A 23,219-nucleotide genomic window follows, 5' to 3' on the forward strand; every position below is an offset into this window, starting at 1 on the left:
GGGTAATTCTGGCTCTACTTATGGGTGGTGCGCGGGCCTCGGTAGGGTAGTGGCATGACTATTGATCGTGCGCAGTTGGCCGCCATGATGGACTACACCTTGCTCAAGCCGGAGGCCTCGGCCGAGGATGTGCAGGCACTGATTGATGACGCCGTGGAGCTCGGCGTAGGCGCTGTGTGTGTCAGCCCCAACATGCTGTTTGCTTGCACGTCGGCTGCTGATAAGGGGTTGCGTGTTGCTACCGTGGTCGGGTTTCCCTCGGGCAAGCATGATGCCCTGATCAAGGCTGCGGAGGCGCGGCTGGCGGTGCAGTTTGGCGCCGTCGAAGTGGACATGGTTATTGACGTCGCGCGGGCCATCGCGTGCGATCAAAATGCCATCATTGCGGAGGTTGCTGCGGTGCGGGAGGCTGTGCCGCAGCCTGTGGTGCTGAAAGTTATTTTGGAAACTGCCTTGCTGGGTGAGGAGCAGATCGCGGTGGCAGTGGAGGCTTGCGTGCTGGCAGGCGCGGACTATGTGAAGACCTCTACTGGTTTCCATCCTGCAGGCGGAGCCAGCGTGGAGGCCGTACGAGCAATGAAACGCGCGATCGGGAACCGTCGGGTAGGCATTAAAGCCTCCGGTGGTATTGGCACCTACGAGGATGCTGAGGCCATGGTCGCTGCGGGCGCTACCCGCCTGGGGGTTAGCGCGGCTCGTGCGATCCTCGATGGGGCTCCTAGCGTTGGGTAGGGTCGACCGTCCTCATCTCGGCGATTTTACTGGCCCAACTCTGCAAGATTAACGTTGGTGCCGCTTAATGCGACCTGCAGGCCCCCGTCAGTCACGTCAAAGCTGTCGACCTTCAGACCCTGGGAAAAGGAGTCTGCGGAGTTACGTAGTCCTTCAGTGATCGCTGCAGTCGCCTCTGCGGGCAAATCTACTCCAAACAGCTGAGCATTTGTCGCCTCAAAGGCCACGTGCCCGCCCTCGAGCACTGGCTTGAGGTGCAATTCGGCTGCACCATCGGTGAACTGCACTGCCAGTGTTCCCTCTGCAGGTTCAGAGGTAATGCTTGTGATCTTCACCAGTTGGCTGAACAATGCCCCGGCAAGATCCTCCAAGGATGTCGCATTCTTTGGCTGCGACATCTGTTCCTTCATAGCCAATTGTGCCTGCGCGAGAATAAAATTATCGGGCAGAACCGTCGTCACGTGCAGCGTGGTGGCAATCGGGGCATCCTCGTTTTCAAGATTGAGTCCGTCAATGGTGATATGTGCTTCGGGGTCGCCGACGACTTGCGGGTTGTCGCCCGTAACCACTTCGAGCGTGCTGGGATTGTCAATTTCTACATGGTGAATGTTCTTTTGCAGCGCCCCCAGCAATACGGGGTAGGCGCCGAAAGAGATAGTCGCTTGCGGGTTGTCCTTCTTTAGCTCGTTGGTGATGTTCGAGCGCGTTGCGAACTCGCCACCGGCAAACAGTACGACGGCCAGGACGAGGAGGGCTGCGAACACAGCGGTAACTTTTTTCATGCGTTCCACCCTAGCCTCTAAACAGCCCCGATCGCGGCGGCAAACGCAGATGTGGATCGCCCCGCGCGTTCACTTTTATGAAATAGTTCACAATATTATGGATTCTATGTTATGGGACATCATTGTTCGCTAGGCTGCTTTTCAAGCAAAACTAATTAGCTGTCTTGGAGGTTCCACTGCCCGTCCCACCATGATTACGCCGCGCAGTGACAGCAGTTGTATCAGTTGTCGCCGCGGGGGCGATGGAAAATTCTATCTTGTTCATACTTCCCTTGATTTTCTGCCGCATGGTATGTACGGGTGAGGTCCTGAGTCCGGCCGCACACTAAAACGACCAGGGGACTGTCAGCCAATTGTCCCGAAGTAGTCTGCGCTGTGGCGTGTGTGGCCATCTCAAAGACTTTCGGGCCTCAAACCAGCGCACTCGTGGCCCGAAAGCAGCGAAAGGTGCCGCGCGATCCCACGCAGCATCCGCCTCGTCAAGAAGCTCGCGCACCGTATCACCCTCTACGTTCCGATGAATAAGTGCCTTCGGTAGACGCTCCGCTAGCTCACTCGGCCGCCCCACATCCCATGGATCCCACGCCAGCGTCAACGACCTTGGACCTTCAGCACCCAACAACACCCACGCCATGCGCCGACCAAGCTCATCACAGGTACCCTCCACAAACACCCCGCCGGGTGCCAAACGTGAGCACACAGTCTGCCACGCAGCATCAACCTGCGCGACGTCATACTGTCGCAGTACATTGAAGGCACGAACCAATTGAGGCTGATAACCAGCAAGCTCAAACCCACCGAGCTCGAATCGCACCCCATCTCTCGGCGGCAACACCCGGGCAGGATCAATTTCCAAACCCACCACCTCCACATCAAAGCGGCGGCCCGTGGGGCAACGGTGCGGGCTCGAATCCAGCATTCGCTTCCACTCACAGGTTGTGGCGTAACTAGCCCCATAACCAACATCCACCGCCAGCGGACGGTCCGTACCAGCCGAACGCAAAGCAGCTATTACCGCAGGGTCAGTGCGCATCCACCGGTCGCAGCGGCGAAGCCGATTGGTGTTGGTCGTACCGCGAGTAATCACACCCACCGGCTTACCGGCGGTCACGTTGAACTGCGCCCGAAGATTGTGTGCGTGATCAGCCATGATAAAAAAGCCAAAAAACCTACAGCCCCGGCACAATCAATCCAATGTGCGCGGGGCTGCGTGTAAAAAACAGTGCCTAGAGGTTCTCGGAGATCCACTTTTCGGTCAGCGCGCCCTCATTAGCGACGAGCTCGCCGAGTGCTTCCGCAACCTTCGGCTCAATCGCAGGACCCATGAAAGGAATGGTGACGTTGACCTCATTGTCGTAGGTCAGAGTGGTGGTGTCGGCACCAGCCGCAGCCACGGAACCCTTGAAGTCAACCGGTGCGCCCTTCACATCAGCGGTGTAATTGAAGGTGAAGGAATCCCCATCGAGTTCGCTGACGGTGACGACGCGCTTGATCTTCAAAGACTGGGAGATCATGGCGCGCACGGCCTCCGGCAGAAGGTCCATCGGCATGATTTCGTACAGGACGGCCTCGTTGCCGTCGAAGGAATGAACCTCGCCAGCTTCGGTGGAGAGGTTGGCTACGTTGTAAGCCCAGTAGTCCGCGTTGGTCAGTGCGGCGTGCACTTTATTCGCGGGGTGGTTGATCGTCACGGTGTGCTGTGCGCGAGAAGTCATAGACAACAGACTACCGTTAGATGCATGTCTGAGATACTTACCCCGGACCTCATGGCGCGCCTTCGAGCGTTCGACGGCGTCGATGTGCAGGAGGCAACGTTTGCTTCGCTGACAACCCTGCGTGTCGGTGGCCGGCCACTGGCATGCGTAGTATGCAACACCACCGAATCGATTGCCCAGGTCGTAGGCCTGCTGGATGAGCATTCGGTACCGCTGTTGGTTGTGGGTGGGGGTTCGAATCTCCTCGTGTCAGATGATGACGTCGCGATGGTCGCTGTGGTGCTGAACAATCGCGGCGTCAAGATTGATGCTTGCGACACCTCTGCGGGCGACGGGCCGGTGTACGTGCGCGCCCAAGCCGGCGTCGTCTGGGACGACCTAGTCGCGCAGACAGTCGACCGTGGCTTGGGCGGCCTGGAATGCTTGTCGGGAATCCCCGGAAGCGTGGGGGCTACCCCCGTGCAAAACGTCGGCGCCTACGGGGTCGAGGTGTCGGACGTGCTGCGTCGGGTGCGGCTCTACGACCGCACATCGGGCGAGCTGGAGTGGGTAGAGCCCGAGGCACTGGACCTGGCCTATCGCTACTCGAACCTAAAATTCACAGGTCGCGCGGTCGTCGTGGAAGTCGAATTTCAGCTCAGCGCGGATGGATTGTCGGCACCGCTCCGCTTCGGCGAACTGGCCCGCACCCTCGGCGTCACAGAGCAAGAAGGCAGCGGTGCGCGATGCCCCGTAGCCCAAGTGCGCGACGCCGTCCTTGGATTACGCCGCGGCAAAGGCATGGTCGTCGACCCAAACGACCACGACACCTGGAGCGCCGGATCCTTCTTCACCAACCCCATTGTTGACGCCGCGTCAATTAAGCAGGTGCGCGAATGCATCGCCGCCCACGTACCAGACGACACCTACGCCACAATGCCCTGCTTCGAAGTAGATGGCGGCTACAAACTATCCGCAGCATGGCTCATCGACAAGGCCGGGTTCACAAAAGGCTACCCAGGGGAGGGCGCACCCGCTCGACTATCGACCAAGCACACACTGGCCCTCACCAACCGCGGCGACGCCACCGCTGCAGACGTCGTCGCTTTGGCGCGCGATGTCCAACGCGGCGTCAACAATATTTTCGGGGTGCACCTAGAACCCGAACCAGTATGGGTCGGATTTTGATAGGTTAGAAAAGTCCACCCACCGCGGGAGCGAACCATGCTTCGCTGAGAGGGCACAAGCCACAGGCCGCTAACAACAGCCGCCAGGAGTGCCGACCGCTTGAACCTGTCCGGGTAATGCCGGCGTAGGAAGGAGAAGGTGTGTCCTCACGCACCCCAAAAACCAAGCAATCCACCAAGTCAGCACCACCCGCCCCAGGGCAACTGACAACAGGCCCCATCTACCGCAGCCACAAAATCTACAACCAAGTGGACTTCGAAGGGCTCACCCTCAACATCCTCGCCCGCCGCATCGATTTGACCAACGGCGAACACTTCGACGTATACGACACCTCCGGGCCATACACCCTGGAAAACCCCCAACTCGACCTACACACAGGACTAGAAAAAGTCCGCGACAGCTGGCCCAAACCCGCCCCAGCACCAGCAAGCAATGAACACCCAGAACTCAAAGTACCCACACAACTAGCCTGGGCACGTGCCGGCATCATCACACCAGAAATGGCCTTCTGCGCAGCACGCGAAGGCTTCACACCAGAAGAAGTCCGCGAAGAAGTCGCCGCAGGCCGCGCCGTGATCTGCGCCAACCACAAACACCCAGAAATAGAACCGATGATCATCGGCAAAAAATTCGCCGTCAAGATCAACGCAAACATCGGCAACTCCGTCGTAACCTCCTCCATCGCAGAAGAAGTAGAAAAAATGGTGTGGGCAACCCGCTGGGGCGCAGACACCATCATGGACCTATCCACCGGAGCCGACATCCACGAAACCCGCGAATGGATCCTACGTAACTCCCCCGTACCCGTCGGCACCGTACCGATCTACCAAGCACTAGAAAAAGTCAACGGAGACCCCACCAAACTAACGTGGGAAATCTACAAAGACACCATCATCGAACAATGCGAACAAGGCGTCGACTACATGACAGTGCACGCCGGAGTACTACTGCGATACATCCCCCTAGCCGCACACAGAGTAACCGGCATCGTCTCCCGCGGTGGCTCCATCATGGCAGCCTGGTGCCTCAAAGAACACCGCGAATCATTCCTCTATACCGAATTCGCCGAGCTCTGTGACATCCTAGCCTCCTACGACGTCACTTTTTCCCTCGGCGACGGCCTCCGCCCCGGCTCCATCGCCGACGCCAACGACGAAGCCCAACTCGCCGAACTACGAACCCTCGGCGAACTCACACTCATCGCCCGCTCCCGCGGCTGCCAAGTCATGATCGAAGGCCCCGGCCACGTCCCAATGCACAAAATCGCAGTCAACGTCGAATGGGAAGAAGAGTGGTGCCACGACGCCCCCTTCTACACCCTCGGCCCCCTCGCCACCGACATCGCACCAGGCTACGACCACATCACCTCCGCCATCGGCGCGGCAATCATCGGGCAAGCTGGCACCGCCATGCTGTGCTACGTCACCCCGAAAGAACACCTGGGTCTGCCCAACCGAGACGACGTCAAAACCGGTGTGATCACCTACAAGATCGCCGCCCACGCAGCCGACCTAGGCAAAGGGCATCCCCGTGCACAGGAACGCGACGACGCGCTGAGCAAGGCACGTTTTGAGTTCCGCTGGCACGATCAATTCGCCCTCGCGCTGGACCCGGACACCGCAATCGAATTCCACGATGAAACCCTTCCCGCCGAGCCAGCGAAGACTGCTCACTTCTGCTCCATGTGCGGGCCCAAATTCTGCTCGATGCGAATCTCCCAGGACGTGCGTGATTATGCCGCCGAGCACGGCCTTGATTCCGTTGAAGCTATCGAGGCAGGGATGCGGGAAAAGTCGGAAGAATTTGAGGCGAAGGGAGGCACTGTGTACGTGCCTTTGACATCGTTGAAGACACAGACGACGCCTCCTGTAGGGAACTGATCCGACCAGCTGGTGCGGACCAGTTTGTTAGTGAATCACTGACAAAACGCGGGTACTGGGGTTCTTTGTGCGTTTAGGGGTGGTCTATTTGCACAAGGTTGGGGTGTGTGGGGGATTCTTTGGGAGAATAGCACCTCTCTATTCTCCCAAAGCCCTGGTCGCGGGCAGGCTAGCGCTTCTTCTTTTCCAAGCGGGCGACCAGCTGCTCCCGCACCTCACGGCGCCGAATCTTGCCCATCTGATCGCGAGGCAACTCCTCAAAGTGGTAGAATGTCCGCGGAACTTTGTAGCGAGTCAACAATTCTCGGCAGTATTCCTTCAACCCATCAGGATCAAGAGCACCACCCTCTACCAAAGTGATGGCTGCGACCACGTTTTCGGAGCCGTCTTCGCGGGGCAAACCGACGACCGCACAGTCCTCAATGTCTGGGTGGTCGAGCAGTACTTCCTCCACCTCAAGGGGGTAGACGTTGAAGCCACCGGTGATGATGACCTCCTTGATGCGCGCCACCAGGCGGATAAAGCCGTCTTCTTCCATCACGCCGACATCCCCTGTGCGGTACCACTCGCCGTGGAAGGACTTTTCAGTGGCGTCAGGCTGGTTGAGGTAGCCCTGGAAGACCTGCGGTCCGCGAACCAGCACTTCGCCTTCCATCCCGTAGGGCTGTGTTTCGTCTAGGTTGTCGGGGTTGGCGATGCGCACATCGGTGTCGGGGAAAGGCACACCAACATAGCCGGGGCGGCGGTCATCGTTCATCGGGTTTCCGACGATGATGGGGGAGGTTTCGGTCAGGCCGTAGCCTTCGACTAGGCGGCCGCCGGTGAATTGCTCCCAGCGTTCCACGGTGCGGACGGGCAGGGTGGATGCGCCGGAGAAGCTGTTGCGGATGCCGGAGATGTCGATGCCGCTTTCCTCCGCGGCGTCAACAATGCGTTCGTAAATGGCTGGCACGCCTGGCAGCCAGGTGGGGGTGTGCTTCTTCATGATTTTCATGATCAGCCGCAGGTCGGGGGCGGGCAGGAGGACAATCTCGCCGCCGACATAGACGCCCAGGGTGGCTGTCATGGTGAGGCCGTAAGCGTGGAACATCGGCAGTGCGGCCAGCAGGATTTCTTGGCTCTTTTCGCCCAGTCCAGGTACCCAGGCTTTGCCTTGCTGGATGTTGGCGAAAAGGTTGCCGTGGGATAGCTGTGCGCCCTTGGGGACACCGGTCGTGCCGGAGGTGTAAAGGATGAGTGCGGTGGTGTCGATCGTAACGTCGTCCGGGGTGGTGACGTCGCGTCCGTCACCGCCGATGGCATTGCCGAGGAGGATTTCCCACGGCACTGTGTTGGGGGCGTCGCCGGTGAGCTTTTGGCGGGCTTTGTGTACGGCGGGGATGGGTAGTTTGAGCGCGAATTGTTGGGTTTTGGGCATCGCTAGCGTCATGTCGACGCTGATGATGGTTTCCAAATCTGTGATTCCGCGTAGTTTTTCGAGCATGGGGGCTGCTTTGTCCCAGCAGATGGCGACGCGTGCGCCGTGGTCTTTGAAGGGGTACTCGAGTTCGTGCGGGGTGTACAGGGGGTTGTGTTCGACGACGGTGGCGCCCAGTTTGAGTACGGCGTAGAACGCGGCGAGGTGCTGGGGGCAGTTGGGTAGCAGGATGGCGACGCGGTCCCCGGGGCGGACGCCAAATGCGCGCAGGCCGGAGGCAGCGCGGCGGACTTGTTTGTCCAGTTCGGCATAGGTTTGTGTTTTGCCGAAGAAGTAGGTGGCGGGTTTGTCCGCGTTGAGTGCCAGGTTGTTGTCGTAGACGTCGAGCAGGGTGGTGTCGCCGTATTCGAGGTTGTGCGGCACCCACTCGGGGTAGTGCTGCAACCATGGCCTGTTGCTGTTGAGGTTCGCTGCGTGTGCGGTGTCCGTCATGGGAGAGCCCTTTCCTTTGTTAACCCGAAACGAGTCTAGTCGAGTCGGTGGTTTAGGGTGGTGTGCATGCGCGTGGCCATGATTTCTATGCATACGTCCCCTTTGCAGCAGCCGGGTTCGGGTGATGCCGGTGGGATGAACGTGTACGTGTATTCGACGGCGGTTGAGTTGGCCCGGCGGGGTGTGCAGGTGGATGTGTTTACTCGGGCGACGCGGCCTAGTCAGGGTCGGGTTGTTGACGTCGCGGAGAATTTCCGGGTGTTTAACGTGGTTGCGGGCCCGTATGAGGGGCTTGATAAGGAGGATCTTCCGACTCAGTTGGCGGCTTTTGCGGGGGGTATTGTGCAGGCGACGGAGGATTATGGTCTGCATTATGACGTGATTCATTCCCATTACTGGTTGTCTGGTCAGGTGGGGTGGTTGTTGCGTCGTTTGTGGGGTGTGCCGTGGGTGCATACGGCGCACACTTTGGCTGCGGTGAAGAATCTGCACAATGGGCAGGAAAGTGATGCTCGGCGTATTTGTGAGCAGCAGATTGTGGACAATGCTGATGTGTTGGTGGTGAACACGATTGAGGAGCATGACAATTTGGTGCGGCATTATGATGCTGACGCCGCGGGGGCTCGTGTGGTTGTGATTGCTCCGGGTGCTGATGTGGATTTGTTTACTCCGGGTACGGATCGTGCGACGGAGCAGGCGCGCCGAGATTTGGGTATTCCTTTGCATGCGCGGGTGGTGGCGTTTGTGGGGCGTTTGCAGGCGTTTAAGGGGCCGCAGGTGTTGATTCGTGCGTTGGCGCAGTTGTTGGCGCGGGATCGCGATCGTTGTGTGTATGCGGTGGTGTGTGGTGGGGCTTCTGGTGCTCTAACGGCACCGGAGCAGTATAAGGAGATGGCGGAGGAGTTGGGTGTTGCGCACAGGATTAGGTTTTTGTCGCCGCGTCCGCCGGAGGAGTTGGTGAGCATTTATCGGGCTGCTGATGTGTTGGCGGTGCCGAGTTTTAATGAGTCTTTTGGTTTGGTGGCGATGGAGGCTCAGGCGACGGGTACGCCGGTTGTTGCTACTCGGGTTGGGGGTTTGCCGATTGCTGTTGTTGATGGGTTGACGGGTGTGTTGGTTGATGGGCATGACCCGTCGGATTGGGCCGATGCGTTGGCGGGTTTGTTGGATGATGACGGGCGTCGTTTGGCGATGGCGGCGGCTGCGCATGAGCATGCTCAGCGCTTTAGCTGGCGGCAGACTGCTGTGTCGTTGGAGGAGGTCTATCAGGGGGTGCGTGACGCTGTTGCGGAGTAAGGTGGTGTGTATGAGTACTGGAAAATTGATCCTGCTGCGCCACGGCCAGAGCCAGTGGAATGAGTCCAACCAATTCACCGGTTGGGTTGACGTTGCGTTGACCCAGAAGGGTGAGGGCGAGGCCAAGCGTGGTGGTGAGCTCCTGAAGGAGCAGAATATCCTTCCTGACGTCGTGTACACCTCGCTGTTGCGTCGTGCTATCTGCACTGCTCATTTGGCGTTGGATGCTGCTGATCGTTTGTGGATTCCTGTCGTGCGCGATTGGCGCTTGAACGAGCGTCACTATGGTGCGCTGCAGGGCTTGAATAAGGCTGAGACGAAGGATAAGTACGGCGAGGAGCAGTTCATGGCGTGGCGTCGTTCTTACGACACTCCGCCGCCGGAGCTGGAGTCGACCTCTGTGTACTCGCAGAGCAATGATCCTCGTTACGCGAACCTTGATGTTGTTCCTTCCACTGAGTGCCTGAAGGATGTTGTGGAGCGTTTCGTGCCCTACTTCGAGGCTGAGATCCTTCCTCGCGTGCTTGGTGGCGAGACCGTGTTGGTTGCGGCTCACGGTAATTCCTTGCGTGCGTTGGTTAAGCATCTTGATGGTATTTCCGATGAGGACATCGCTGCTTTGAACATTCCGACGGGTATTCCGCTGGTATACGAGCTCGATGCTGATGGCAAGGTGACTAACCCCGGTGGCACCTACCTTGACCCCGAGGCTGCTGCCGCTGGCGCCGCCGCTGTTGCAGCTCAAGGTGCTAAGTAGTGTAGTTTTTGCGTGTGCAGCCGGCGGTGGTTTCATCGCCGGCTGTCTCGTCATGGGGGCGTATTTTCTGTTCGTTGGGGCGCGGACTACGTGGGGGATACCAAAACACTGGATGTCCACATCAAACGCCTGCGGGATCAAACGCCTGCGGGCGAAAATTGAACCGCAGCCATCGCAGCCGCAGCACCTCATCACCGTCCGCGGCTTGGGTTACAAATTCGAGGCCTGAACCCCAGCGCTTAAACAGCGAGCTGTCTAGCCGTCGTGAGAAATCGCTTCCAAAGGCGGGGTTTTCGCGGCGCGCCGGGCGGGAATCCACGCGGCGAACTCACCGGTGACGATGGCGCCCACCACCAGCACACCGATTTGTAGCCAGGGGATAGTCATTTCGCCCAAACCACGCGACTGCAGCACGCTGACCGCAGCCCACCCGGTAAACAGCCCAATGCCCAAGCCCAAAGCGACACCGAGGATGGACATCTGCACGGCTTCCATGTGCACCATGCGGCGAATCTGGCGCTGATGCAACCCCACGGCACGTAACATACCCAACTCGCGAGTGCGCTCGCTCAGAGACAGCAGCAAGGTGTTGGTAATCCCCATCAAAGCGATGAGCACCGCCAGCGCCAACAAGGCGTACACGATGTAGAGCATCTGGTTCATTTGCGTGCCCAACGCGCCACGGTATTCCTGCTTGGTTTTGACCTCAACCACGAGGAAAGAAGACACCGCATCCTCGATGACGCCGCGGGTGCCCCGCAGATCCGCCAACGCGGCGTCAGAAAGATCAATGTAGGTCGTTTTTCGCGTGTAGGCCTGGGGGTCGGGCAAAACCCGGCTCGCCGCAGCAGAATTGACCACAATGTGGCCAAAGAGGTTGGTTTCCGAATAAATCCCCACCACCGGCACCACAATGCCGCTACCAGGTTGGCCGTCCATGGGGCGGAGCGGGATGTAGTCACCAACCTGCAGGCCAGTTTCTTTCGCATAGGTCGTCGAGACCATCGCGCCGGGGCGGCCCTTGAAGTGCGAGGAACCCTTCTTGATGCCCATGTCAATGAAGGGCGACAGATTGGTGGACACCACAGTGGTGGTGGCGTTATTCCAGTTATTGACCTGCAGCGGCGCATACATCAGAGTGCCAGTCCCGGTGACCTGCGGAAGCCGATCCACGTCAGCGATCGCCTCACTGGGAATGGAAAAGGCACTCGTGCTGCCCGCAAGCCCACTGGAACCCAAAGAATCCAAAACCAGCGGCGCCTTGACCGACGTGTCAACAACACCGGCGATGCTAGCCCGAGTGGTTGCACCCAAAGTGCTCACGCACGCTACCAACGCCACGCCGAGTGCCAAAGCCAACGACGTCGCCGCCGTGCGCCTGGAGTTTCGGGCATTGTTGTTGGTCGCTAGCTGAACCACCGCCCGTCGTGCTCGCGCCATGGGGCGCTGGCCGCGCGGGGCCACACGGTGCCTGCCCCCAGCAGGCTTGCGCTCTTGACGCCGACGCGACAGCCACGCAGCCCAGGAGGGCGGAAGGTGGGGCAGGAACAACCAACCCACTACAGGCGAGGCCCCCCGGGTGATCGACGGGCCCAACAACCCCAAGCCCACCACGAAGGCGACGGCGCCGCCACCAACAATGCCCAAACGATAGCCCGTTGTTAACTCACGCCCCTCCGCAGCGGTCGCCCACGCCCCAACAACCGTGGCAGCGATACCAAAGCACACAGCCGCGACACCCAACAGGGGGCGCACCCGCGAACGCGAATCGGCAGGGGACTCGGTGCCGCGAAGCCCATCAACTGGCGCAGTTCTACCGATCCTGATGCTCGGCTCGATCGCAGCCAGCACGGTCACCGCAACCCCCACAGCCATCGGAACCAGCAACGCCTGCTTAGTCACATGGAAACTAAACGCCGACAGATCATCACCAAAGAAGGCCACCGTTGACGACAGTGCACTCACCACGCCGACAGCCGCCACAATCCCCACCAGCGAACCAGCCGCCCCCACCAACACAGCTTCAACCAGCACCGAGCGGGAAATCTGCCCCGAGGAAATCCCAATGCTCCTCAACAGAGCAAACTCGCGCCGCCTCTGCCGCAGCACCATCGTGAAAGTGTTGGAAATAATCACAGCCCCCACCAACAGTGCGATAAAACCAAACGCCGCCAACAGGTACGTCATGAACTCCAGCTGGGTGGCCTGCTCACTTCCCATCCTGTCCGCAATCTGCTCCTGCGACAACGGCGTCAACAGGGGGTACTGCAAACCCAACCGGTTGCGTAACTCCATGGGGCTGACCCCCTGGGCCCTCAGAGCCACCTGTGGCGCATACAAGCCATCCGTGAACAGCTCCAGGTAACGCTCCGGGGTGAAATACACACCGATCCACCCTGTTGTGTCCTTCGGTGAGGAATAAATCCCGCTCACCGACGCCTCAATTTTCCCGGCGCTCGTCACAATCGTCACCGGGCTGCCCACGCTCAGGTCGCCCCGCGCCGCAGCCTTTTCATTCAACATGATCTGGTTTGGTTCCTGCGGCGGCTGCCCCTCGACAATCGTCGGGATCGGCCCCACGGTGTCATCGCCGTACCAAGCAAAAGGATGCGCGCCGGACGATCCCGTGCGCAGCGGGCGGCCATCCGCACCGGTAATCACCAACGTGGATTGCCCAATGCGCTTCGTGCCAGAGGGAGCCCCCGGTCCATCACCAATAATGTTGACCGCAGAAACATCACTGCGCCGTTCCATCTGCTCAACAACACTCAAAGGCACACCCCGTGGGGACAATTGGCTGCCCACCACACCCACATCGATACCCTCCACACCAGTATCGACAATGGTGTCGAAAGATTCCCGGAGCGACTGCGTCAGCAGCATCGAACCAGCAATAAACGCCGTCCCCACAACCACAGCCACCACAGTCAACGCCAAACGCACCTTGTGCTGGATAGCGGTGCGAATAGCAATCCTATTGAGCGGAGTCAACAACACCATCACCATCCACTAATGACGTCGCGGAGCTCGCCGACCCAGCCCTGCCCGCCGCTTCAGTCGCCGGATGCACACACACAGCCCCCACACGACTGCGTGCCGCACAGTGACGCGCCAACACCTCGTACGCGGCGTCACCAATTAACGCAACCAATTCCGCACGATGACTGATCCACATGGGATCCGGGTTATCGTGACAGACCGGAGACGTCGAGCAATACCAATCAAAATCCTCACCACCATCACCCCAACCCCGACGGTCATACTCGGTAATCGTCGTCCGCAGAATCTCTACCCCATCCGCACGATCCTCGTACTGCTCAATCCGCCGCAACGGCAACTGCCAACAGACCTCCGGCTTCACCACCGTCAAATCCTCACCAGCATCCAACGCCCACTGGTGGATCGCACACCCCGCGCCCGTAGGCCACCCCGGGCGATTAGCAAAAATACAGGCACCATCAACCACGCGAGTCTTCAACGCGGGCTCCGGCTCGCCCTCGTCATTGTCCAACTCGTCCCATTCGAGCCACGGTTCACAAGGGTCCTCGGGTGCGGGATCTGCCCCCAACTGCTCCGCATACTGTGCATACTGCCAAAACTTTAGCGGCATCCGCGCCACTGCATCGTCCAACTGCTCCTTGTCGGTCTCATCTGACAAAAATGCGCCGTGATTACAACAGCCAACCGAAGGCAACGCGGCGTCAATACCCCGACAGCGATCAGTACCAAACCCACACGCAAAATGAGACTCCAGCCACGTCACATTCACCGTAATCGTGTGCAAAGGGTCCTCAGGATCAACAAATTCGAACCATTCCGTGGGGAAATCCGGCGTAAGCTCATCACCCCGGGCGATCGACGCACCCGCGGCAGAATTCGCCGGAAACCCAAGAAACACTTCACGATTCACACCTCTACACCCTAGAGCGTCTACCCTTGACGTGTGCGATTAGGTGTATTAGACGTGGGAAGCAATACCGTCCATCTCGTGGCGGTCGATGCGAAACCCGGTGGCCACCCCACCGCCATGAGCGACTGGAAGACCACCATGAAACTCGTCGAGTTCCTCGACAAAGACGGAGCCATCGACGACAAAGGCGTATCCAAGCTGGTCTCGGGCGTAGGCGAAGCACGAGAGTTGGCCACACAGCTGGGCTGCGAAGAACTGCTGCCCTTCGCCACCTCCGCTATCCGCTCAGCCACCAACGCCGACGACGTCCTCGATGTTGTTGAGAAAGAAACCGGCGTGCGGCTCGAAATCCTGTCCGGTGAAGACGAAGCCCGCCTCACATTCCTAGCGGTGCGACGTTGGTACGGCTGGTCCGCAGGCCGCATCACCAACCTTGACATCGGCGGCGGAAGCCTCGAACTGTCGACAGGAACTGACGAAAACCCTGACGCCGCGTTCTCACTCGACCTGGGCGCGGCAAGGCTTACACACAACTGGTTCGACACCGACCCGCCAGAACGCAAAAAGGTCAACATCCTGCGCGACTACATTGACGCCGAACTGGTGGAACCAGCCCGCGCAATGCGCAATTGTGGCCGCGCGGACCTGGCCGTCGGCACCTCTAAGACGTTCAGGACCCTCGCCCGGCTCACAGGTGCGGCACCGTCGTCTGCTGGGCCTCGGGTCACAAGGACTCTGACCGCGCCGGGCCTGCGCCAGCTGATTGCATTTATTTCTCGCATGACTGCGGCCGATCGTGCCGAACTTGAGGGCGTGAGTGCTGTACGCTCGCATCAGATCGTTGCTGGCGCTCTTGTCGCCGAGGCCGCGATGCGTGCACTTGGTTTGGAACAGCTTCAGATTTGTCCGTGGGCATTGCGTGAAGGCGTGATCCTCCGCAGGATTGATACCGCGGCGATGGCGGAAATGACCGAACTGGCCGGAACGGGTGTCGCTTTGGACACCCAGGTTCAAGGCTCGAAGGAAGGACGGAAGAAGTGAGTGAGGAAGGCAAACTCAGCGTTGCGGATTTGCTAGCCCGCCAAGGGGGTGAGCAGACGACGTCGCGTCCGCGGCGCCGCCGGCGCAGCCTTGAGGAAGGCGGCGTGTCGGTCGCGGAGTTGACCGGTAATCTGCCGGTGGTTGATAGTGTTCCGGAGCAGCCGCGCCACACTTCTGTTCCTCTCGACGTCGAACCGGAAGAAGCATTACAAGCGCAGCCTGAGGATGCGGACAAGGCTGGCAACGCTGAGAAGGCCGACAAGGCAGAGAAGGCAGACAAGCCGGCCAAGACCGAGAAGGCTGACGAGGCTGCAGCCAAGCCGGACAAGCCTACGCCTGCTGCCGACGAAACCAAGGTCATCCCGAAGGTTAAAGACCAGCCAGAGGCCAAGTCCGCGGCAGAGCCCGCTGACCCAGCCGTGCCTGCAGTATCGGCTTTGTTTGCACCCAGTGAGCGCACGGAAACCGCTCAGGCTGCCGAGGAGCATCCGCCGTTCGACGCTGGGGACACCAGTTCCGAAGAGCGCGACACCGAAGCGCTCGACACCGAGGACGGCGCCCGAGTGTCCATCCTCGCGGTCATCCTCATGTCGGCTATCGCCGTCGTATTGGGTGCAGCCCTGTTCAAGGGCTTCGAATACCTCTGGGCCAACATGGGGCTGCCCGTCGCCCCGATTCTGGCGCTGCTGGCCACCGCAGGAATCGTCGGCATCGTGCACGTTATGCGCACCGAACGCGACCGCCTGAGCATGCTCCTTGCTGCTCTGGCTGGTGCCGTCCTAACCTTCGGCCCCGCGCTGATCACCGGGATTCACTAATGGGACACATCGCTGTTATTGGTGGAGGAAAAATCGGTGAAGCCCTGGTCGCTGGCCTGCTTGCCGCCGGCCGCGAACCCGGACGGATCCGCGTCGTCAATCGCCGCCCCGAACGCGGCAACTATCTACACCGCACCTATCACGTTGGGGTATCGGATTCCATCGAAGAAGTCGTCGATGGCGCCGACGCAGTCTTCATCTGTACCAAACCCAAAGACGTCACATCCGTTCTAGCGGACCCCGCGCTACAAGATATCGGTGATGACGTAGCGGTTGTATCCATGGCCGCAGGCATCACCATCGCCACGCTCGAAGAGGCTCTCAGCGCAGGAACCTCAGTGTTCCGTGCAATGCCTAACACCCCGATGCTCATCTCCAAGGGGGTGACCGCCCTCGCGCCGGGACGCTTCACCACCGAGCAACAACTGGACTACATCACGGAGATCCTCGAATCCGTCGGCATCGTGGTGGTAGTAGACGAAGCGGACATGGACGCGGTGACAGCTGTCGCTGGTTCCTCACCCGCCTACGTGTTCCTCCTCGCCGAGGCCCTCATCGACTCGGGCGTCAGCCTCGGGCTATCAAGGGAGCTGGCCTCCACGCTCGCCCTCGCCTCAATCGGTGGCGCGGCAGACCTCATGGAGCAATCCTCCTCCGAGCCGAGCGTTTTGCGCGCTAACGTCAGTTCCCCCGCCGGCACAACCGTCGCAGCAGTCGAGTCCCTGGAGTCCAGCGGTTTCCGCGCGGCGTTCTTCAAAGCCACGCGAGCGTGTGCCGAGCGTTCTGCTCAGATCGGCCGCCGGGGGTAAAACTTTCCCGGACACCCCCTATGACGCCCATGTGCCCCGTGCGCTGGGCGTTCATTCGTCTATCGAGTTAAAACTTTTTGATATTTGTCACTTGAGTCGCATCAGTCACAGGTTTCACGCTAGGCTATAACAAGCACGTGCGTGACACCTACTGTGGGAGGGGAAGCCTACAGCGCGTCACGGGCTGAAGGGTAGATATATATGAACAACAACCAAGACAACGGAAAGTTCTTGACGGTAGCTGAAGTTGCCGAAATGATGCGCGTATCAAAAATGACCGTGTATCGCCTGGTGCATTCCGGTGAACTCCCGGCAGTGCGCGTGGGCCGCTCATTCCGTGTGCACGAAAGCGCAATCAGCGCCTACTTGAACAGTTCCACATACGCTGCGGGCTAGATCAAGTTTTGCCACTCGTAGCCAGAAGGCTATGATGGCTAGTCGTACATTTTAAGACTTCGAAGTAATAAAGCGAGGAAACCCCATGGGTTCAGTTATTAAGAAGCGCCGCAAGCGCATGTCCAAGAAGAAGCACCGCAAGATGCTCCGCCGTACTCGCGTTCAGCGACGGAAACTCGGCAAGTAAGTCCTCGCGCATCCACGCACCCCAGGAAGGTACCAGCCTGGGGTGCGTTTGCGTATGTAGGGGCTTTCTTTGACGTGGTGGGGAAAGGTCATGGGCTGAACGGTTTTTATCTGCCCGGTGACTGTTGTCGGAATCATGCTTGATGTGGTGGGGATAAGGTCATGGGCTGAACGATTATGAGCCGCTAGGCGAGTGTAGTGAAGAACATGATCTTATCCCCGCCAGCTATAAAGTTACGCTGCAGTTAGCGGCGTAATACGCGCCACGTCAGGCTTACGGCGGCGGCGAGCACTGCGGGTAGGCCGAAGGTTTTGATGGCCTTGCGGATGCTGCGGTAGTCCTCGATCGGCCACTCGTGTAGCTGGGCCATTTTCTGTAGCTGGCGGTCGGGGTTGACGGCAACGGCGTGGCCGACCATGGTGAGCATCGGGACGTCATTAATTGAGTCTGAATATGCGGTGCATGTGTCGAGGTCGAGGCCTTCGATTGCGGCTAGTGCGGCGACTGCATGTTTTTTGCCGGGGCCGTGCAGGATATCGCCTACGAGGCGGCCGGTGAATCGGCCGTCTTTAACCTCGGCGACGGTGCCTAGGGCGCCTGTGCAGCCGAGCTTGCGGGCGAGGATCTGCGCTAGCTGTACCGGGGTGGCGGAGACGAGCCATACTTGGTCGTCGGCGTCTAGGTGTTGTTGCACGAGGGCTTGGGTTCCTGGCCAGATTTTGTCCGACATGTGGGTGTCCACGATGTCCTCGCACAGGGTGACGAGTTCCTCGACGCTGCGCCCTTTGATGAACTCTAGGGCTTGTTGGCGGCCTTCTTCGACGTCATCGGCGTTTTCGTTTCCGGTGACCCGGAATTTCAATTGTTTCCACGCCACGGGGATGAGTTCACGCAGGGAGAAGTATTTCCGGCGGTACAGGCCTGTGGCGAAGACGATGATTGAGGCGCCTTGGATGAGGGTGTTGTCGACGTCGAAGAAGGCGGCTGTGCTGGTAGCCGGGGTGGGAGAGGGGTTGGTGGTGTTGTGTCCTGCGGCGCGTTGGGTGGCGTCTGCTGCTTGGAAGGCTCCGCTGACGGTAGCGACTCCGGAGGCGAAGTCTTCTTCTTCTAGTTCGTAGGAATCCGCCACGGCGGTGAATGCGGCACGTGCGGCGGCTTCACCAGCTGTCCGCTGGGCGCGGTCATTGACCGGGGGTAAAGCGTGTTCTTCGAGGAAGCGCCGCAGATTGCCACGTGAGGCTGTCCAATGGGCGATGAATTCCTCTGGGGTGGTGCTCAACGGGTGCCTTTCGGGCGGGGTCGGTCTGGGGTTCTTTATATATCCTAGGCTCTGCGTCAACTGTGGGGCTGCGGCCGTGGGTTAAAAGTGTGATGAAAGGTGGATGCGAATGTCTTCGACTGAGGGTGGCGGCGGAAAACTGGTGGAATTGATGGTGCGGCGTACCTGTGGTTCTTGTGCCCGGGTGCAGGCGCAGATTGCCCCGGTGGTTGAACAGGCGGGCTGCATGCTCGAGATCGTCGACGTTGACACTGATCGCGGGCTTGCTGCGGAGTTCGGGGATCGGGTACCGGTGGTCGTCATTGATGGGGAGGAGTTTGCCTGCTGGGAGGTTGATAACGGTGAGTTAGCACTTGCTTTGTTGTGAGTCCTGTGTGGGCGGTCTAGGTTTGCTTGACAGTGAACCTAATTCTTTATAGTGGAATAGGTATCAGCCTAAAGTTTGAGCATTTTGGTTCGGGTTACAGTTTTCTCGCTTGTTGAAGGATCGCCAATGGATCGGGTCGTTTGTGTCGGGTCGTCGCACCGCTGCGCGCCCGTCGACATCCTCGAACGCCTCAGCATGGCGCCGGAACAACAAGACGCTTTCACCGCCGACCTGCTGTCGCTGCCCACCATTTCCGAAGCTATGGTTGTGTCCACTTGCAACCGCTTCGAGGTGTATGCGGTGCTCGCGCAGGAAAACGATGCAGACCAGATGGACGATGACGCCGCGATGGTTGCTGCCCACACGGACATCCTCGACGTCATTGCTCAACACAGTGCGATACCTGTGTCGGACGTGCGGGCAGTAACCTACACCTTCGCAGGAACGCCGGCAGCTGAACACCTCATCAGGGTTGCCGCAGGCCTGGAATCTATGGTGGTGGGGGAGCAGCAAATCATCGGACAGGTGCGCCAGGCCTACCGCGGTGCAGGCGCAGGGCCCGTTTTGCACAGCATCGCCCAATCTGCGTTGCGCGCAGGCAAAAGGGTTCATAGTGAAACAGAGATCGACGACGCCGGAGCATCAATGGTCTCCTTGGCGTTCGAGGTTGCGGGAATTACCTCGCTTCGGGGGCGCCGCGTTTTGGTTCTCGGTGCTGGGGTCATGGCCTCACTCGCCGCCACTCACGCAGGCCGACTGGAGGCCTCCGAGTTGGTCATCGCCAACCGAACTCGCAGCCGGGCCGAGGCTTTGGCTGAACATGCCCGGCAGGCCGGTGTTCCCGCGCGCGTCGTTGATTTTGATGCCAGGGCGCATGCCTTGGACGACGCCGACGTCGTTATCTCTGCTACTGGGGCACGCAGCTACACCATCCGGGGTGAAGATGTTGCCGCGTCGAAGACCCGGGTGGGGCAGCGCACCCCCTTGTTCATCGACCTGTCGATGCCGCGCGATATTCAGGACTCGGTGGAAGACCATGGGGCAACACTGGTGAACATTCCCCGCTTGGGTGAGCACCACCACCAGGTGTCGGCGACAGGGGAGCAGATGGCTGAGCAGATCGTAGCCGAAGAATTATCCCAAGTGGCCGGCCAGTTGCGCGCACGCCGAATCTCCGGGGACATCGCCGCAGTGCGACGCCGCGGGGATGCGGTTGTCGCAGAAGAGCTCTCGCGCATTACCGCCCGGCTAGGCCTCAGTGAACAGCAGGCCGAAGAGATGCACTCTGCGCTGCGTCGCGTCGCTGACAAACTCCTGCACGAACCGATTGTGCAGGCCAAGCGCCTAGTAGAGGCCGACGAAACAGTGGAATCCTCAGACGTATTACAGCGCATGTTTGCTCTGGACGAAAGGTAGAAAAAATATGGTGTTGCGGATTGGTACCCGGGGCAGCGCGCTGGCGCGTACTCAAAGCACCCACGTCGCCGAAGCACTGGGGCAGCAGGGGGCCCAGTGGCGCCTAGAGATCATCTCCACCCCGGGTGACCGCTCCCAGGCACCAGTTGAGCGCATTGGTGTTGGCGTGTTCACCCAAACGCTGCGCGAAGCTCTCCACGATGGCCGTATCGACGTCGCCGTGCACTCCTTTAAAGACTTACCCTCCGCCGATGATCCCCGCTTCCACCTTGTCGTACCCCAGCGGGAAGATCGCCGGGACGTTCTGGTTGCCCGCGATGGGCTGACCTTGGACACGCTCCCATCAGGCGCTCGTATCGGCACCTCTGCCCCCCGCCGCGTTGGCCAGATCCGGACACTTCGTCCCGACCTCGACGTGGTGCCCCTGCGCGGAAATATTGACTCACGCATGGGCCAGGTCCGCGATGGACGTCTTGACGCCGTGGTGCTCGCCGCTGCAGGCCTCAACCGCCTCGGCGTGCTCCCGGACGCATCCTACGTGTTCGACACCGAGGAACTGCTGTGTGCACCGGCCCAAGGTGCGCTAGCGGTCGAATGCCGTGCAGACGACCAGGATACTGTCACGCTGCTCAACTCAATTGCGTGCCCCGAAGCCACACTATGCACCGATGCTGAACGCGGGGTTTTGCGCGTCTTGCAGGCGGGATGCACCGCCCCGATCGGCGCATCCGCCACCATCGACGGCGATCAATTAAAGCTGACCGCAGGGCATTTTGATCCCGATGGTGTCTACGAGAAAGTCAGCGTCAGTGGTTGCCTCAATAGTCCAGACACGGCCGAACGTCTCGCGGAGCTCGTCGGCGCCCACCTGACTGCCCGCGGCCTAAACATCGGGTAGTTAGACCCTGGGCGAAGTTTGCTTTATCGTGTAAAGGTTGACGTGTTCACCTTTAAGAATGCGTGCGCGTGTGTTTCTCTCATTCTTGGCCGACCCCTCAAGGGAACAAGCCAGGAGTGTTCGACGAATTTTAAGGCTGACTGACGTTTATGACACTTCCGGCTAGCAGTACTGTGTGGTTTGTTGGGGCAGGGCCCGGCAATCCGGATTTGCTGACCATCCGTGCCCGCGAGATCCTCAGCCGTACCCGCATGTGCGTGTGTGACCCACAGGTCCTGCCGGGGGTGCGTGGGGTCGTCGCCAGCGAACTGGCCGTCCCCCAAGACAAACTCGACGAGACCGAGCGTGACTACGAGCGCCTAGTCCAACAAGCCAAAGAACAAGGTTCCCGCAGGCGCCCGCCCCGCCCCGAGCCCCCCTCAGCCGCAGACATCGTCGACGTGCCGGAGGCATCAACCCCCGCCGACATCGTCGAGATGCTCGCTGAAAGGCTCAGTCAAGGTGCGGATGTCGTCCGCCTCGTCGCCGGAAACCCTCTGAGCAGCGAACGCATCCAATCCGAAATCGAAGCAGTACAGGCCGCTGGAATGAACTTCCAGATCGTGCCCGGTATGTCAGTGCCCTCCACAGTGCCAGCCTTCGCCGGCATCGCCCTAGGTTCCACCTACACAGAAACTGACATTTCCTCCATCCCCGCGGATGTCCTCGCCACCGATGACGCCTTGTGGGACGGGCTTGTGGGTGCACCCCAGCCGCTGGTTCTCCAAGTGGTCAGCGCACAACTGCCCGTCATTTCCGAGCAGCTCCTCAACCGCGGAGTGGGCTCCGCAGTGCCCGTCAGCGTCACCGTCAACGGCACCACCCGCTTGCAACGCACCTTCGACACCACCCTCGGCATGCTCGGCAATGTTGACGCCACGGACGCCCCCGTCCTCGCAACGTCACCGCCCATGGTGGTCACCATCGGCAAAAGCGTCGACGAACGTTTCAAGTACGCCTGGTGGGAAAACCGTGCGCTCTACGGCTGGCGTGTGCTGGTGCCTCGCGCCAAGGAGCAGGCAGGCCCCATGTCCACCCGCCTGTCCGCCCACGGTGCCATCCCCATGGAAGTCCCGACGATCTCGGTGGAACCGCCGCGCAACCCCGCGCAAATGGAGCGCGCCATCAAGGGCATCGTCGAGGGCCGCTACCAGTGGATCGTCCTGACCAGTGTTAACGCCGTGCGCTCCCTGTGGGCCAAAATACAAGAATTCGGCCTGGACTCGCGCTCCTTCGCCGGCGTGCGCATCGCGGCGGTCGGCGCTAAAACCGCTGAAGCCATCGAGGCCCTGGGCATCACACCGGAACTGCTGCCCAAACCGACCCAGCAGAACTCCGCAGGCCTCGTCGACGTTTTCCCCGAATTCGACCCAGACCTCGACCCCGTCGGACGTGTCCTCCTGCCGCGCGCAGACATCGCCACCGACGTGCTTGTCGACGGTATCCACGCGCTCGGGTGGGAAGTCGATGACGTCGTGTCCTACCGTACCGTCCGCGCAGCCCCACCGTCCGCCGAAGTCCGCGAAATGATCAAATCCGGCGGTTTCGACGCAGTCTGCTTCACCTCCGCATCCACAGTCCGCAATCTTGTGGGCATCGCCGGCAAACCCCATGCCCGCACTATCATTGCCTGTATCGGGCCCATGGCTGCCGCAGCAGCCACCGAATTAGGCCTGCGTGTTGACGTGCAGCCCGAGGTCGCGGGTGTCGCAGAACTCGTCGATGCCCTGGCGGATCACGTGGCTCACCTCCGCGCGGCAGGCCAGTTGCCGCCCCCTAGGAAAAAGCGTCGTGCTCGAAAGGCTGGTTCTTAACAAGTGA

At 60.0% G+C, this 23,219-nt stretch carries 21 protein-coding genes, 1 pseudogene and 1 riboswitch; of the genes and pseudogenes, 15 read left to right on the forward strand and 7 right to left on the reverse strand.

Annotation, left to right across the window (positions count from 1 at the left end; genetic code table 11):
* Window positions 1-54: 54 nt before the first annotated feature.
* The gene (deoC, locus tag CARG_RS00820; protein ID WP_020975487.1) at window positions 55-732 is read left to right on the forward strand and encodes a deoxyribose-phosphate aldolase; all 678 of its coding nucleotides are present in this window, start codon (window positions 55-57) and stop codon (window positions 730-732) included.
* Between the two features lie 26 nt (window positions 733-758).
* On the opposite strand, the gene CARG_RS00825 is transcribed toward deoC, so the two are convergent.
* From CARG_RS00825 to CARG_RS00835, 3 genes are all read right to left on the reverse strand, one after another.
* On the reverse strand, window positions 759-1,514 hold the full coding sequence (locus CARG_RS00825) for an LmeA family phospholipid-binding protein (RefSeq protein ID WP_020975488.1): 756 nt from the start codon (window positions 1,512-1,514) through the stop codon (window positions 759-761).
* 325 nt (window positions 1,515-1,839) lie between these two features.
* Window positions 1,840-2,664 (reverse strand): methyltransferase domain-containing protein, encoded by an 825-nt coding sequence (locus CARG_RS00830; RefSeq protein ID WP_020975489.1) that lies wholly within the window; start codon window positions 2,662-2,664, stop codon window positions 1,840-1,842.
* A gap of 76 nt (window positions 2,665-2,740) precedes the next feature.
* Window positions 2,741-3,229, reverse strand: a complete 489-nt coding sequence (locus CARG_RS00835; RefSeq protein ID WP_020975490.1) for a DUF2505 domain-containing protein — start codon at window positions 3,227-3,229, stop codon at window positions 2,741-2,743.
* A gap of 24 nt (window positions 3,230-3,253) precedes the next feature.
* Between CARG_RS00835 and CARG_RS00840 the strand changes: the two genes are divergently transcribed.
* Window positions 3,254-4,396, forward strand: coding sequence for a UDP-N-acetylmuramate dehydrogenase (locus CARG_RS00840; protein WP_081761571.1), 1,143 nt, complete (start codon window positions 3,254-3,256; stop codon window positions 4,394-4,396).
* Window positions 4,397-4,409: 13 nt separating this feature from the next.
* Window positions 4,410-4,544, forward strand: a riboswitch (TPP riboswitch).
* Entirely contained in the window at window positions 4,537-6,276 is a 1,740-nt protein-coding gene (gene thiC / locus CARG_RS00845; protein ID WP_020975492.1) for a phosphomethylpyrimidine synthase ThiC, read from the forward strand. Its footprint overlaps the riboswitch before it by 8 nt.
* Window positions 6,277-6,445: 169 nt before the next feature.
* Here thiC and CARG_RS00850 read toward each other — a convergent pair whose 3' ends face one another.
* On the reverse strand, window positions 6,446-8,185 hold the full coding sequence (locus CARG_RS00850) for a long-chain-fatty-acid--CoA ligase (RefSeq protein WP_020975493.1): 1,740 nt from the start codon (window positions 8,183-8,185) through the stop codon (window positions 6,446-6,448).
* A 66-nt stretch (window positions 8,186-8,251) separates the two neighbouring features.
* Here CARG_RS00850 and mshA point away from each other — a divergent pair, with 66 nt between their 5' ends.
* The 3 genes and pseudogenes from mshA to CARG_RS09775 form a co-directional block, all read left to right on the forward strand.
* The gene (mshA, locus tag CARG_RS00855; protein WP_020975494.1) at window positions 8,252-9,481 is read left to right on the forward strand and encodes a D-inositol-3-phosphate glycosyltransferase; all 1,230 of its coding nucleotides are present in this window, start codon (window positions 8,252-8,254) and stop codon (window positions 9,479-9,481) included.
* Between the two features lie 10 nt (window positions 9,482-9,491).
* Window positions 9,492-10,238, forward strand: a complete 747-nt coding sequence (locus CARG_RS00860; RefSeq protein ID WP_020975495.1) for a phosphoglyceromutase — start codon at window positions 9,492-9,494, stop codon at window positions 10,236-10,238.
* Window positions 10,239-10,310: 72 nt separating this feature from the next.
* A pseudogene (locus CARG_RS09775) lies at window positions 10,311-10,467 on the forward strand (winged helix-turn-helix domain-containing protein); the annotation flags it as partial.
* Window positions 10,468-10,493: 26 nt separating this feature from the next.
* On the opposite strand, the gene CARG_RS00865 reads toward CARG_RS09775, so the two are convergent.
* Window positions 10,494-13,229 carry an ABC transporter permease gene (locus CARG_RS00865; RefSeq protein ID WP_160291983.1) on the reverse strand — a complete coding sequence of 912 codons (2,736 nt, stop codon included), beginning with the start codon at window positions 13,227-13,229 and terminating at the stop codon, window positions 10,494-10,496.
* Window positions 13,213-14,148 carry a hypothetical protein gene (locus CARG_RS00870; protein WP_020975497.1) on the reverse strand — a complete coding sequence of 312 codons (936 nt, stop codon included), beginning with the start codon at window positions 14,146-14,148 and terminating at the stop codon, window positions 13,213-13,215. The genes CARG_RS00865 and CARG_RS00870 overlap by 17 nt, the downstream gene beginning before the upstream one ends.
* A gap of 33 nt (window positions 14,149-14,181) precedes the next feature.
* Here CARG_RS00870 and CARG_RS00875 point away from each other — a divergent pair, with 33 nt between their 5' ends.
* From CARG_RS00875 to CARG_RS09780, 5 genes are all read left to right on the forward strand, one after another.
* Window positions 14,182-15,189, forward strand: a complete 1,008-nt coding sequence (locus CARG_RS00875; RefSeq protein ID WP_081761575.1) for a Ppx/GppA phosphatase family protein — start codon at window positions 14,182-14,184, stop codon at window positions 15,187-15,189.
* Entirely contained in the window at window positions 15,186-16,007 is an 822-nt protein-coding gene (locus CARG_RS00880; protein WP_020975499.1) for a hypothetical protein, read from the forward strand. The genes CARG_RS00875 and CARG_RS00880 overlap by 4 nt, the downstream gene beginning before the upstream one ends.
* A complete protein-coding gene (gene proC / locus CARG_RS00885; RefSeq protein ID WP_020975500.1) occupies window positions 16,007-16,816 on the forward strand; it encodes a pyrroline-5-carboxylate reductase in 810 nt (269 codons plus the stop codon). The genes CARG_RS00880 and proC overlap by 1 nt, the downstream gene beginning before the upstream one ends.
* 201 nt (window positions 16,817-17,017) lie before the next feature.
* The gene (locus CARG_RS00890; RefSeq protein WP_020975501.1) at window positions 17,018-17,212 is read left to right on the forward strand and encodes a helix-turn-helix domain-containing protein; all 195 of its coding nucleotides are present in this window, start codon (window positions 17,018-17,020) and stop codon (window positions 17,210-17,212) included.
* A gap of 85 nt (window positions 17,213-17,297) precedes the next feature.
* Window positions 17,298-17,399 (forward strand): 30S ribosomal protein bS22, encoded by a 102-nt coding sequence (locus CARG_RS09780; RefSeq protein WP_003855542.1) that lies wholly within the window; start codon window positions 17,298-17,300, stop codon window positions 17,397-17,399.
* A gap of 244 nt (window positions 17,400-17,643) precedes the next feature.
* Here the strand turns inward: CARG_RS09780 and CARG_RS00895 are convergent, their stop codons facing one another.
* Window positions 17,644-18,678, reverse strand: coding sequence for an HAD family hydrolase (locus tag CARG_RS00895; protein ID WP_020975502.1), 1,035 nt, complete (start codon window positions 18,676-18,678; stop codon window positions 17,644-17,646).
* A gap of 109 nt (window positions 18,679-18,787) precedes the next feature.
* Between CARG_RS00895 and CARG_RS00900 the strand changes: the two genes are divergently transcribed.
* The 4 genes from CARG_RS00900 (at window position 18,788) to CARG_RS00915 (ending at window position 23,212) form a co-directional block, all read left to right on the forward strand.
* Entirely contained in the window at window positions 18,788-19,045 is a 258-nt protein-coding gene (locus tag CARG_RS00900) for a glutaredoxin family protein (RefSeq protein WP_020975503.1), read from the forward strand.
* Between the two features lie 126 nt (window positions 19,046-19,171).
* Window positions 19,172-20,461, forward strand: a complete 1,290-nt coding sequence (gene hemA / locus CARG_RS00905; protein WP_020975504.1) for a glutamyl-tRNA reductase — start codon at window positions 19,172-19,174, stop codon at window positions 20,459-20,461.
* Window positions 20,462-20,468: 7 nt separating this feature from the next.
* A complete protein-coding gene (gene hemC, locus CARG_RS00910) occupies window positions 20,469-21,359 on the forward strand; it encodes a hydroxymethylbilane synthase (RefSeq protein WP_020975505.1) in 891 nt (296 codons plus the stop codon).
* A gap of 149 nt (window positions 21,360-21,508) precedes the next feature.
* Window positions 21,509-23,212 carry a bifunctional uroporphyrinogen-III C-methyltransferase/uroporphyrinogen-III synthase gene (locus CARG_RS00915; RefSeq protein ID WP_020975506.1) on the forward strand — a complete coding sequence of 568 codons (1,704 nt, stop codon included), beginning with the start codon at window positions 21,509-21,511 and terminating at the stop codon, window positions 23,210-23,212.
* Window positions 23,213-23,219: the final 7 nt, after the last annotated feature.

This window comes from Corynebacterium argentoratense DSM 44202 (genome assembly GCF_000590555.1).
GTDB lineage: Bacteria > Actinomycetota > Actinomycetes > Mycobacteriales > Mycobacteriaceae > Corynebacterium > Corynebacterium argentoratense.